This window comes from Pilosibacter rotomagensis (genome assembly GCF_045062245.2).
Lineage (GTDB): Bacteria > Bacillota > Clostridia > Lachnospirales > Lachnospiraceae > Pilosibacter.
In genome coordinates, this window is the sequence record NZ_CM170323.1 from 2588793 (window position 1) to 2602157 (window position 13365).

Annotated in this window: 11 protein-coding genes; all 11 read right to left on the bottom strand. The window is 51.9% G+C overall.

Features of this window, described 5'->3' with window-relative positions:
- Window positions 1–25: 25 nt before the first annotated feature.
- The 11 genes from ACI3EW_RS11635 to ACI3EW_RS11685 all read right to left on the bottom strand — a co-directional run bounded on the left by ACI3EW_RS11635 (window position 26) and on the right by ACI3EW_RS11685 (window position 13294).
- A complete protein-coding gene (locus ACI3EW_RS11635) occupies window positions 26–946 on the bottom strand; it encodes an ABC transporter permease (RefSeq protein ID WP_215703614.1) in 921 nt (306 codons plus the stop codon).
- Entirely contained in the window at window positions 936–1886 is a 951-nt protein-coding gene (locus tag ACI3EW_RS11640) for an ABC transporter ATP-binding protein (protein ID WP_118321126.1), read from the bottom strand. The genes ACI3EW_RS11635 and ACI3EW_RS11640 overlap by 11 nt, the downstream gene beginning before the upstream one ends.
- The gene (locus tag ACI3EW_RS11645; protein ID WP_405578334.1) at window positions 1886–4360 is read right to left on the bottom strand and encodes a hypothetical protein; all 2475 of its coding nucleotides are present in this window, start codon (window positions 4358–4360) and stop codon (window positions 1886–1888) included. The genes ACI3EW_RS11640 and ACI3EW_RS11645 overlap by 1 nt, the downstream gene beginning before the upstream one ends.
- Before the next feature lie 18 nt (window positions 4361–4378).
- Entirely contained in the window at window positions 4379–5521 is a 1143-nt protein-coding gene (locus ACI3EW_RS11650) for a sensor histidine kinase (RefSeq protein WP_118532873.1), read from the bottom strand.
- Window positions 5511–6215: a response regulator transcription factor gene (locus ACI3EW_RS11655; RefSeq protein ID WP_118297076.1), complete on the bottom strand. Its 705-nt coding sequence runs from the start codon at window positions 6213–6215 to the stop codon at window positions 5511–5513. Before ACI3EW_RS11655 ends, ACI3EW_RS11650 begins: the two co-directional genes overlap by 11 nt.
- Before the next feature lie 503 nt (window positions 6216–6718).
- A complete protein-coding gene (locus ACI3EW_RS11660; protein WP_405578339.1) occupies window positions 6719–8401 on the bottom strand; it encodes a M3 family oligoendopeptidase in 1683 nt (560 codons plus the stop codon).
- Between the two features lie 72 nt (window positions 8402–8473).
- Window positions 8474–8965, bottom strand: a complete 492-nt coding sequence (locus ACI3EW_RS11665; RefSeq protein ID WP_118532877.1) for a DUF5721 family protein — start codon at window positions 8963–8965, stop codon at window positions 8474–8476.
- Window positions 8966–9230: 265 nt separating this feature from the next.
- Entirely contained in the window at window positions 9231–10202 is a 972-nt protein-coding gene (locus ACI3EW_RS11670) for a peptidylprolyl isomerase (protein ID WP_405578343.1), read from the bottom strand.
- Window positions 10203–10341: 139 nt separating this feature from the next.
- The gene (locus tag ACI3EW_RS11675; RefSeq protein WP_118532881.1) at window positions 10342–10929 is read right to left on the bottom strand and encodes a Maf family protein; all 588 of its coding nucleotides are present in this window, start codon (window positions 10927–10929) and stop codon (window positions 10342–10344) included.
- A 163-nt stretch (window positions 10930–11092) separates the two neighbouring features.
- Window positions 11093–12481 carry a glycine--tRNA ligase gene (locus tag ACI3EW_RS11680; RefSeq protein ID WP_118532883.1) on the bottom strand — a complete coding sequence of 463 codons (1389 nt, stop codon included), beginning with the start codon at window positions 12479–12481 and terminating at the stop codon, window positions 11093–11095.
- A gap of 171 nt (window positions 12482–12652) precedes the next feature.
- Window positions 12653–13294, bottom strand: coding sequence for a hypothetical protein (locus ACI3EW_RS11685; RefSeq protein ID WP_118532885.1), 642 nt, complete (start codon window positions 13292–13294; stop codon window positions 12653–12655).
- Window positions 13295–13365 lie beyond the last annotated feature (71 nt).

Here is a 13365-nt window from a genome sequence, read left to right on the forward strand (position 1 = left end):
GACTGTTCCGCCCGTAAAAAGTAACTCAGCGGGTACTCTGAAGATCAGCCTTTTTCTGTCTTCTCACCGGTTCCAGGAAAAAGACGGCTCCCCATATGAAGATCGCCGACAGGACAAGCTGCAGGATGAGGCTAAAGAAGACCCAGTGATCCGTGATCAGATTCCCAGCCTGACTTCCGAGAAAGTTCCGGATCTTAAAGTTTCCTCCGCCTCCCGCAACCTGGCCTTCCAGGATCTGCGCGAACGTGATCGCCGGATTCGCGAGCAGCAGATAGACGGCCGCCCCGGAAGTCGGCTCAGGGATCGTCTCCCCCGCCCCCAGCACCATCATATTGATCTCTGTCTCCGAGATCCTCAGCAGGAACACATTCAGCATGTACGTCCCCACCACGAGGACCAGCATGATCCCGTAGGTGATGACATTCGAAAATGTCGAGCGCTTCATCAACGAAGAAGCAAAGATTCCGAGACTTCCGCAGTACAATGCAACGGTCACATAGCTGAACAGCAGCAGGAAGAGATCCTGCGAACTGATGCTCCCATAGATGAAGGTCAGCATCAGGACCGGAAGACTCGAGAACACGAGGATCATCAGATGCGTGAACGCCGACGCGAGTTTTCCGATCACAATGTCGACCGGGCGGATCTTTGTCGTAAACATCAGCTCCAGCGTGTGGCGTTCCCGCTCCCCGCTGATGCTGGCCGACGTCAGCGCCGGCATGATGAACATCAGCATCATAAACTCCAGGGCAGCCACAAACGTGTAGAGCTGTAAAAAATTCTCATAGGTGACGGATCCGCTCACCTTTACCTGCGCGATGCTCTGGTACATGTTTAAGAGCGCCACCAGAGCCAGGATCCCGTTAAAGATCATGATGATGAGCGGGATCCGGAAACTTCTCGACCGGACCAGCATTTCCCTCTTATAGACCGGATTATTCTTCACTCGTCATCACCACCTTTTCCATATCATGATCCGTGATCTGCATGAAGATGCTCTCCAGGTCCCCCTGTTCTCTCCAGAATCCGCAGATCCCGATGTTGTGCGCTACCAGTTTTGCGAGAAGCATCGCTTCCGCGTCCTTTCCGCCGTGGAATCCCACGACGAGGTCGTTTCCTTCCACCGTGATCGTCCGGACCTCCGGCTCTGCCCTGAGAAACTGTACCGCCTCCCGGACATTCTCGACAACCTGGACACGGATCGGGTTCGAATCATTGACCTGCTTTAAGATATCCCCCATGTTTCCGGACAGAACGATCTTTCCGGCATCAATGATCCCGATATCGGTACACATCTGCGCCAACTCCGAGAGGATATGGGAGCTCACAAGGATCGTCTTTCCCTCCGCGCACAGCTCCTTTAAGAGCTCCTTGAATTCCACACGCGCTCTCGGGTCCATCCCGGAGGTCGGCTCGTCCAGGATCAGAAGCTTCGGATCGTGGATCATTGCGCGGGCCAGACAGAGCCGCTGCTTCATTCCGCGCGAAAGACTGTCCACGAAAAAGTCTTCCTTATCCGCAAGCTTTACCTGTTCCAGAAGGTTTGTACACCGCTCTCTCGCCACCAGGCCGGAAAGCCCGTAACAGGAGGCAAAAAAGTCCATGTATTCCCAGACTTTCAGATTGTCATACAGACCAAATTCATCCGGAACATATCCAAACAGGTCCTTCACCTGGTCCCGGTAGCAGAACGCGTCTTTTCCGTCGATCAGGACAGAGCCTTCATCCGCATTCAGGAGTCCCGTGATGATGCGGATCGCTGTGGTCTTTCCGGCTCCGTTCGGTCCGACAAAGCCGTAAAGCGCCCCCTCCGCAACCTCCATGTCGAGTCCGGAGAGCGCCTCAAAATTGCCAAATTTCTTTTTCAGTCCCTGTATCTTCAGCATCAGTTTTCCCTCCCCGTGACCATCAGGAGCGGAAGTGCCTGACTGGTTCCATTCTCCGCGTCATTCCCGCCGGAATAGCGAACCGTGATCTTCCCGTCCGCGGCAATGTAATCACTCAGTTCCTCCCTCGTAAAATCTTGTTTCCGGATATCGACCGGATCGTAGGTTCCCGTCTTCTCATTATAAAATGACGCTTCTCCGGAAAAGCGGCCGATATAGGAATATCTCGCATCCTCGAAAAACTGCTCCGAAACAGGCAGGAAGGAATATGTCCCGATCTGAATATCCGTTCCCGGATCATACTCCACGATCACCGGATCCGTTCCGTACAGGACCATGGCGTTTCCGTAGCTGACGCCCATTCCGGTACTCACAGACGGCTCCGCCATCTGACCACAGCGGTAGATCTCCCCGTCCTTTCCCATCTGACAACTCACCGGTTCCGTATAGAACGTCTTTCCGTCCTGGTCGTCAGCAGGGATTCCGGCCGATCCCGCGTAAGATGACGGAATAAAGCCGCCGAGTCGGACTTCCGGGTTATATCTGGAATAATAATGATCCGCAAAATATCCTCCGAGACCGGATTTCTGAATATTTTCCATGTATTCCTCGTTCGAATCGTCCGCGCGGTCCGGATAGCCGCAGACCCGATCCGCGAGCAGCCATGTCATTCCGACCGGCCATACCAGAAGCTTCTCATTCTCCAGTTCGATCCTCTGTCCCGGCTCCAGATCGCCCAGGATCACGACCTGTCCGTAGAGATAGACCGCCGCATTTTCCAGCTTCACAGGCAGATGATTCTCAACATAACCGCTGATCTTTCCGCCCGATACCGTGAGACTGGCATCCGTTTTGCCCTGCATCTCTGTCTCCCGTTCCAGAAGAAAATACCGGGAGTCAAACGCTTTTGATCTTCTGCTGAAGATCACGGTGTCATCCGCCTCTTTCCGGATCCCAATCGCAGCCTGAATGTTCTTTTCAAAGTTCTCCACGCGGACCGTATCATACCGTCCGCTCCTTGTCAGCGGGGAGACCCGGTAGTCCGGCGTGAGCTTCACGGAAAATCCGCTGCTGTCCGGCGTCCGGATATTTAAGAATGTCTTCTCACGGACGGTATCGTTCTCCGCATCCAGGATCGTCGCACTTGTACAGAACTCACTCGTGAATCTCGTCTTTCCCCCCATCGCCCAGATCACAACGCAGGCTGCTGCCGAAAAGACAAGCAAAGAACCGCCGTAATACCTGTTCAGTCCTTTTCTTTTCAGCATCAGATAGAGACCCGGCCCCGCGATGACCAGATATCCAAAGATCACAAAGCCGTAGAGGACAAGGTTCGGAAGCCGCTTCGCATTTCCTCCGCTCACAAGATTCTGGGCATTCCAGTAGCCGGCATCCCGGCCATAGGAATAGTAATAGATCCTGTTCAGTTCTTCCTCCCGGAACACCTCCCCGAGAAACCAGGCCGCGTAGGAAGGATTTCGTTTCACGAAGCCGGTAATCTCCGAAAGATCGATCCCCAGAACGCCGATCCGTCCGTTTCCGCAGCTCATGATCTTTAAGAGCGGGGTCCCGTCTGTGACCATCCGTTCCGAAGCACCCGGAATCTCCGCCTGCGCGTAGTTTAAGCGCACCTCAGATTCTGCCGGATTCTGATCCGCGTACTCGGTTCCCATTCCGATCCACACGGTCTTCGCGTCCTCCAGCGTGATATCCGTCTGCATTTCACTCAGGAGTTCCAGTGTTTTCCCGCCGTTTTTTCCGGTGCCGAGGATCAGGGTACCACCGTCGCTCACCCAGTCCGCCACGGCCTCTTTCTGTGCCTGGTCAAGAGTCCCGCAGTCGATCCCGTTTACAATGAGCAGGTCGAACATCGAAAGTCCTCTCGGGTCATCCGGAAAGTCCTCCTTCGCGATCTCGACCGTTTTCGACTGGACCATCCCGTAATTCAGACCGACTCCGTCGAGCCAGTTTAAGTTTCCCGGTCTGTTTTCGATAACTCCCGCAAGGAGACGGCTCTCTTCCTTTGAAACGTCAAAATCCATGGAGGTTTCCCCCATGGTCCTGTTTTTCGCGTCTTTTAATGTCAGATAGATCCTGCCGTTTTTCTGCCCCAGCGGGACGTAGAGCTCCATGTTCTTTGTCTCCGCAGGCGAAACCTCGACCGACCAGGAATATTCATACGGTTCCGCCGTCCCGTTGTTTACGCTCTCCAGCGTCGACACGGTAAGAGTCCCCTGAAACGCACTCTCCGACTGGCCGTAGAGGCGGATCTTTAACGGGACAAAACTCCCGAGCCTGGCCGTCTTCCCATACGCGGCCGTGATGTCCAGAGCGACCGGAGCTTTCGCCTGTTCTTCCTGATCCAGGCTGACTCCGTAGAGTTCCGAATCCCCGGCAAAAGCGGGAAAGCTGTCCGCCGTCACAAGGACGGCAGCCATACACCCAAAAAGCAGATATTTTTTCGTCTGATTCATATATTTCCCCTGATATTCCTAGCGTGAAGCATTGCCTGCAAAATTTTCCTTATTCACATCAAAATCCACCTTCAGCTTTACGGTGAACACCGTTCCGTTCAAGTCACTGGCCACGCTGATCGTTCCGCCATGCATGTCCACGATGCTCTTTGCAATGGCGAGTCCCAGACCGGTTCCTCCGGTCTTTGATGAGCGGGACTGCTCCACGCGGTAAAATTTATTGAAGATCAGCGGCAGCTCCTCCGCCGGGATCACATAGCCGTAGTTCGTGACGGACACCGTGACTATATCGTCCTTCGCGAGCACCTGGACCAGGACTTTCTTTCCTTCGGCCCCGTATTTGATCGCGTTGTTGATCAGGTTGTCGAAAAGTCTCGCGAGGAGATTTCCGTCCGCCGTGATCACCTGGGACGGGACATTGCTCTTTAACTCGTAAGTCAGGTCCTTATCCATAAAACTCGGATAAAATTCCTCCAAAAGCTGCCCGAGAAGCTTAACGATGTCCACTTTTCCGACGTTCATGGAAATCCTGCCGTAGTTCATCTTCGTAAAGCCGAAGAGATCTTCGATCAGTTTTTCCAGGCGTTTTGCCTTCACATAGGCGATATCGATATACTTTTTCTGCATCTCCTGGCTGATCGCCGGTCCGGAGGAGAGAAGCTCCAGATAGCCGATGATGGACGTGAGCGGTGTCCGAAGGTCATGGGCGACGTTCGTGATCAGCTCATTCTTCGTCCGCTCCGATTCGCGCTCCTTATCCATAAGCTTCCGGATATCTGCTTCCATCCTGTTCAGATTGGATGCCATTGCAGAGAATTCATCGTCTCCCACGACCTCGATCTGGGTATTCAGATCGCCTTCGGAGATGTTCTGGATCGCCATCGCGATCTTTCCGATGTATTTCATCGTCTTTCTCTCAAGCAGCAGAAGCGTGAGGGAAAAGACTCCGATCCCGATGAGGACATAGAGGATCGTCGTGATCGTCCCCATCCGGAAAATCTGGAAGATCATCATATTCGCGTACCTGGTCTGGTCCAGATATGCCAGCAGAAGGTTGATATTCATGATCAGGAACGCGTCCACCAGACATGCGATCAGAGCGCTGTAAAAGATATTGACCGCGATCTGCGTGTAAAAGTTTCTGCTCCAGTCACTTTTCAATTTTGTATCCTACCCCCCAGACCGTCGTGATGATCTTATCCTGTCTCGTGTCTTCTTTCATCTTTCCGCGCAGTCTCCGGATATGTACCATGACGGTATTGTTTGCCTCGTATACTTTTTCGTTCCACACCTTCTCAAAGATTTCATCCGTGCTGAACACGCGGCCCGGATTCGACGCGAGAAGGTACAGGATATCGAACTCGATCGGAGTCAGCTTGATCTCCTCCCCGTACACGATGACCTTGTGGTTGTCTTTGTTGATCGAGAGTCCGCGGATCGTGATCTCGTTCTTTGCCGCCTTTCCGGTATTGCTGTTCGGGTTTAACTGGGTATAACGGCGGAGCTGGGATTTCACGCGGGCCGTGAGTTCAAGCGGATTGAACGGTTTTACCACATAGTCATCCGCGCCGGTCCCAAGTCCCAGGATCTTGTCGAGATCCGTTGATTTCGCACTCAGCATGATGATCGGGATGTTGTTCGTCTCCCGGATCTTTCTGCACATCTCGAGTCCGTCCATTCCCGGCATCATGATGTCCAGGAGCACCAGATGGATCTCCTCCTTTTCCAGGATCTCCAGTCCCTCTTTCGCATTGTTTGCCTTAAATACTTTATATCCATCGCTGACCAGGTAGATCTCCACAAGGTCCGCGATCTCTTTCTCATCATCCACAACAAGGATTGCGATCTGTTCCATGATTTGTCCTCCTTTTTAGGTTTCTTATGATACCGTATTGTTCCGCACTTCGTGCTCTCACAATACTCAAAAACATTCATAATCCGCTCATTTTTCTGCGAAAAATGGCTGCTTATTCATGTTTTTGGCGGGTCCCAAGGACGGAAATCCTCTTGCAAGCAAGCTTGCATCGGATTTTCGTCCTTTTGACCCTAGTATCATCCTACCATATTTCGACCCTTTTTTCCTTACTTTTTTCTGAAAACTAAGAGGAAGTTTTTACAATTTATGTTACAGTACACGGGCACTCCATGCCCGCGCACTGTAACAGGATTTTGCCGATGCTTCGCATTCCAAATCGGCAAAATCCGCGGCCATAACGGTATCATACGGAATTTTCAGTTCAGAAAATTCCCACCCGTGAAAAGTAACCAATTTATGCCGTATTGCATGTTGTATTCTTCTCGATGAAAAAAGCAGCGGAACTACTCTCAGAGAATAAGTTCCGCTGCTTATCTTTCTTTTTATAATCCCAGCTCCTCAAACACGCCCTTCATGATGATCTTCACAGAACCGTCATCCAGGACTTTGTGGAGTCCGCTGTATTTTAAGAGATCGAAATATCCCATGGAACCGCCGGCTGCGCAGAGTTTGTAGTAGTCTGCCCATGCCGCTTTCCGGTCTTCCTTCATCTTTGTGTAGAACTCAAACGCCCCCATCTGGGCCATCGCGTAGTCCACATAGTAGAACGGATACAAGAAGATGTGCTGCTTCTGCATCCAGAATCCGCCGCCCTCAAGGAATTCGTTGCCGTCATAATCTCTCCACGGCATATAGATCTTTTCCAGGCTGCTCCAGACTGCTCTCCGCTCTATCGCGGTCATCTCCGGATTTTCAAAGACCTTGTGCTGGAATTCATCCACGCAGACCATATACGGGATCTTCATGAGAGCGTCCGCGAGGTGCTCTTTCCGGTACTGCTCCGCGCGGTCCCCGAAGAATTTCTCCATCCAGGGGTAAGTCCAGAGTTCCATACTCATCGAGTGGATCTCCGCGATCTCACTTGTGGAGTGGCAGAGCTCCGGGATCTTCTGGAATTTTGCCGCTGTGAAACCGGCAAACGCATGGCCCGCCTCGTGGGTCAGGACATTCACATCGGCGTCCGTGCCGTTGAAGTTGGAGAAGATGAACGGTGCATGGTAGAGAGGAAGTGTCGTGCAGTATCCGCCCGCGCGCTTTCCATGTTTCGACTCCAGGTCGAAGAGATCATGTTCGATCATGAAATCGAAAAACTCTCCGCTCTCCTTCGAGAGTTCGCGGTACATCTTCTGAGCCTCACCGACCAGGTATTCCTTATCACCGACCGGGACCGGATTTCCGTCCGGGGAGGTCAGGGACTCATCGTAATAATAGAGATGCTCGATGCCGAGTGCCTCTTTCTGGTGCTCATAGAGCTCCTTCGCAGCCGGGACAATGATCTCCCGCACCTGTTTCCGGAACACTTCCAGGTCTTTCGCCGTATAGTCGAAACGGCGGCGGCGCAGATATCCCATCGGGATAAAGCTCTCAAATCCGAGCTTTTTCGCCATTCCGGAGCGCACCTTCACGAGACCGTCATAGACTTCGTCGAGCTTCGGGGCGATCCCCGCATAGAGCTCCGCCCACGCCTCAAACGCCGCTTTTCTCTCAGTGCGGTCCGTACTCTGCATGTGTTTTAAGAGTCCGTATGTCCCGAGCTGCTCTCCGCGGAAATCCACGGTGGCCGCCGCCTGGGTCTTCATGTACTGGTTGACAAGCTCGGCTTCCTCCACCTGATCGTCCACAATGCACTCGTCGGAGAGCTGTTTCTGCGCTTCCATGTTCTGCAGGAGGATGGAGCCGAATTCTTTCTCCATCTCGCCTTTGAACGGGGATGCCACAATGACCTCTCCCATCTCTTTTTTCAGGATCCCGTATTTCGGCATCTGGCTGTTGAAATATGCCATCTCGCCCTCGTAGAAGCTGTCTAAAAGGTTGATCGTGTTCCGGATATGAGCGACTGTCTTTGCCGTCTCAAGCTCCGTATCCGCCTCCACGAAGTCCATGTAGGCATTTTTAAACTCCTCATAGCTCTTTGCTTCCTTTAACGCTGCGATATCCACCGATACGCGCGCAAAGACTTTTTCCATGTCCGGACGGACATACTGAAGATCCGCAAATTTTTCCATGATAGTAACCCCTTTCCCAAAATGATGCTGCTTTCCGGTCTGTTCCCCATATTTTACAGACCGCAGCCGGTCCTAGCTGACTGCTACCCCGTTTTTCCGGAGGAATTTCCTTACATTCTCGTCCCATTCATTCTCCAGCGTCCGATCCATGGTAAACTGTTTCATGGACGTCCCCGTAACGCAGATCATCTCTTGGTTTTCATACTGGACATTGATGTAAAGTCCTCCTACCTGATCCGGACTGATCCCCGGAACTCTCCCGGAAACAAACCGGTCTCTTGCCGACGGCGGCATCAGAAATACGATCCGGAAGCTCTCCGGCAGCCGTTTTCCCCTGATCAGGGAGTAGCAGATCGGCTTTAAGCTCTTCCAGGAAGAATATTCTTCGATCCGGTTCTCCTCTAGCTCTTCTTCCGAAAAATATCCCTGACGGATCTTTCCGTCGATGGAAAACCGGTTCCAGGTCACGATCTCCGCTTCCCTGACAAGAAATTTATCAAAGATCTCCCCGATAAAAAGCCCTTCCGTAAATGCTTTCTGCTCTTCGACCTTTAATGCTACCATTGCTTACCTCCATATATTTTTTGCCGTTCCGTAACTGTTCAGCACCCTCACACCTACAGAAACCTCCCCTGGAGCTTTCCTTCGGATGCATGGCAAGTTACGAGCAAAAATCCATTCCAGATCGGCTTCGCCAATGGGATTTTTGCCTCCAATCCTGTGCTTTATTATGGTCAGCGCAGCAAGTGCGCAGACCTACTGAATAGTTACGCCGTTCCGTCTATGTGATCTCACAGTCCGCAAACAGATGCGCAGACCAGAGGGACCGTCATTCCGTCTCCTTACATACCGTCTCAAAGATCTCGAAGAAATCTGCCGATGTCTTCTCCCCGTCTGTGATGGAAAGATTTTTCCACAGACTGTCATCCTTCGCGAGATGGACCTTCGCCGCGTACTCCGAGTATGTCTCATAGAACGCCTCGTTCTTCTTCTCCCGGACCATCTCTTCCTTCCGGATCTTCGTCGCGGCCTCATCGTAATCGCTCACGCAGCGCAGAATATAATATTTTCCGTCTGCCCCGATCACATCGCTGATCTCCCCGGAAGCCAGCGCGTAAGCGACCTGCTCATATTCTTCTGACCTCATGCCTCTGGAGATCTTTTTCTCGATCTCCTGGTCCTCGGACACCTCTTTTGCGACCGTCATAAAGTCCGTTCCCTCCGTCCGGACCTTTTTTAAGGTCTCATCCGCCTGATCTTTGTCGGAAAGTACGATCTCATCGACCGTGATGACCTTCGCCTCGCTGTCGCTGACCTCCAGATTGACATTTTCCGTCAGGGTCTCCACCAGTTTTTCCGCTTTCCAGTAGTCCTCATATAAGGATTCTGCCACATCCCGGGTGATCTCGAAGCTGTCCCCGGCGTTTTTCAGATTTTCCATATACTGAGCCGCCGCCTGCTTCACAAGCTCCCGCTCTTTTCCCGAGAGTGTGACGTTCTCCTCGTCGGCCATGCGGCTCATCGTCTTTAATTCCTTTAAAAAATCATGGATCTGGTTTACCAGAGTCTCCTCAAACGTGGTTCCGGACTCGTCCACCGCGACATCCCAGATCTTGTCTGTATATAATTCTTCATAACGGAGCCGCTCCGTGGTGACGATCACCATGCTCTCGGCTTTCCCGTACTCTCTTTCACTTTTTCTGCCGGAAAGCAGCGTCTCTTTCACGCCGCATCCGCAGACAATCACTGCCGTGAGGACGACCGCCGCAAGCGTCCTTCCCCACCGGTTCCATTTTCCCATATTTCTGTCCTCAAGCTTATGTTTTCCTGTGTCTCCCGCAACAGGTACGCAGACCTCACAGATCATTGTCTGCAAGTATGTTTTATTACGGTCAGCACAGCAAGATGCGCTGACCTGCTGAATCAACCCGTCTGCACATTTATAAAGCACCAAGTTTTTTCAATTCCTGATATACAAGATGCACCGGAAGTCCCATCACATTCGCGTAAGATCCCTTTAATCCGTCGATATATCTTGCAAAAAATCCCTGGACCGCATACGATCCCGCCTTGTCCATCGGCTCCTCGGAATCCGCATACTCCCGGATCTCTTTTTCCGTCATCGGGGAAACATTCACGTCCGTCTCATCATAGAAGGAAACGACCGTATCCGCTTCTCCCTCCGGTCCTTTTTTCACGAGGCAGACGCCCGTATAGACCTGATGGCTGCGCCCCGCGAGACGCCTGATCATCTCATACGCCTCCTCGTGGCTCTTCGGCTTCCCGAGGATCTTTCCGTCCGCCGCGACGACCGTATCGGACCCAAGGATCACGGTTCCCTCCGGCATCTCTTTTGCCACATCGACGGCTTTCTGCTCTGCGAGACTCATCACGACCTCAGCAGGGACGTCCGATGTGATCTTCTCTTCCACATGGCTCACGATGATCTCCGGGACGATCCCGATCTGCAAAAGCAGTTCTTTCCGTCTCGGGGAACCGGATGCCAGAATGATCTTACTTTTTTCCATTTTTCTTTCCTGTCTGTCATTTCCTGTTATAGAAGAAAGAGGCGGTCTGACATAAGATCCAGCCGCCTCATCCTGTCATAAAGTCCTAAATCACATGCGGCTCACACGCCGTCTGCAGATCCGCTCCGCAGCCAGTCATGTGCTTTGCACGTTCCGGACTCCATTAGAAACTTAATTTATCCTCAAAATAGCTCTTTAACTCTGCGATCGGGATACGAACCTGCTCCATCGTGTCTCTGTCACGAACGGTTACAGCGCCGTCTGTCTCAGAATCAAAGTCGTATGTTACGCAGAACGGAGTACCGATCTCGTCCTGTCTTCTGTATCTCTTACCGATATTTCCTCTGTCATCGAACTCACAGTTGTAGTATTTGGAAAGTTCTGCGTATACCTTCTCAGCGCCCTCGTTTAACTTCTTGGATAACGGAAGGATGCCGACTTTCACCGGTGCGATCGCCGGATGGAAGTGCATAACGGTGCGGACATCGCCGCCCTCTAACTCTTCCTCGTCATATGCGGAGCAGAGGAATGCAAGTGTTACACGGTCTGCACCGAGTGACGGCTCGATAACGTACGGGATGTACTTCTCGTTTACTTCATCGTCGAAGTAGGACATATCCTGTCCGGATACGTTCTGATGCTGTGTCAGGTCGTAATCGGTTCTGTCCGCGATACCCCAGAGCTCGCCCCAGCCGAACGGGAATAAGAACTCAAGGTCTGTGGTTGCCTTACTGTAGAAGCAGAGCTCCTCCGGAGAATGGTCACGTGCACGCATCTCGTCCGGTTTGATGCCGAGATCCTGCAGCCACTTGATGCAGAACTGTTTCCAATATGCGAACCAGTCAAGGTCTGTACCCGGTTTGCAGAAGAACTCTAACTCCATCTGCTCGAACTCTCTGGTACGGAATGTGAAGTTGCCCGGTGTGATCTCGTTACGGAAGGACTTACCGATCTGTCCGATACCGAACGGAACTTTCTTTCTGGATGTTCTCTGGACATTCTTGAAGTTTACGAAGATACCCTGTGCAGTCTCCGGTCTTAAGTAAACGGTGTTCTTTGCATCCTCGGTAACGCCCTGGAATGTCTTGAACATTAAGTTGAACTGACGGATATCCGTGAAGTCATGCTTTCCGCAGCTCGGGCACGGGATCTGGTTGTCGTCGATGTACTTCTTCATCTGCTCCTGGCTCCAGCCATCGATCGGAGTTTCCGGCTCGATGCCTTTCTCTGCCATATAATCCTCGATGAGCTTGTCGGCACGGAAACGCTCTTTACATGCCTTACAGTCCATTAACGGATCGGAGAAACCGCCGATATGTCCGGATGCAACCCATGTCTGGGAGTTCATTAAGATCGCGCAGTCCACACCTACGTTGTACGGATTTTCCTGGATGAATTTCTTCCACCACGCACGTTTTACGTTATTCTTAAGCTCTACGCCCAGATTGCCGTAATCCCATGTGTTTGCAAGACCTCCGTAAATCTCGGAACCCGGATAAACAAAGCCTCTGGATTTCGCAAGTGCTACAATTTTTTCCATTGTCTTTTCCATTGTGACTCTCCTCTTGATCTCTTCCGCACTGGTTTATGCGGAAAGTAATTCTATCTACAACCACCTGGGATTTCGGGGTAATTCCATCCCATCCGGCGTATTGCCATGATCACAGGATCTTAAACTGAAGATCCCGTCTCTCTAAGATCCGCGGATTTCCGCCGGATCCTTTTATCTGAAGATAATATAAGACGTCTCGCCTTTCGGCGTCTCGGCCGTATTCCCGTTTAAGGTCACGCCCTCGGACACATACTGGATCGCACCGTCCGTCTGGATCTTCGCGCTGCCGGTCACACAGACCACATAGAACTTTTTCTGTTTTGTGATGTCCACAGCGGATACTTCCGTCTTTTCATCGCCTGCTTTATAGAAATTTGAACCGACGATATAGCCTTTTTCCACTCCGTCCTGCACGGAAACCACATCCAGACTCTCGACCTGGATCCCGCTCTCCTCATCCGGATACTCCGCCGCAAAGCGAAGGTATTCCTCCGCATCCGGGAAGGTGATGAGAAGTTTCGCAGTCCCATCCTTCACGGTACATTCCGTGATCTCAGCCTTTTTCTCACTGCTTCCGGACTGGTTTTCGCTCTCGAATGCGTCCAGCATCTCCTGCGCATAGGCTTTTAATTCATCGGCGCTGTAATAATCATTCTCGCAGATTTCCACATCTGCGCTGGTGACGGTGCCTTCCTTTGTGACATAAAGGCTGGTCTCCGTCGGGGCAAATGCGGTCTTTCCCACTCCGCCGCCGCAGCCGTTTAAGGCAAATGCGAGAAGGAGAATGGCTGCCGCCGTCTGTCCTTTTTTCATAATTCCTCCTTGATCCTCAAAAACGATTTTTAAGGATAAACCTGTTTATGATACCGATGCTTCGCATTCCA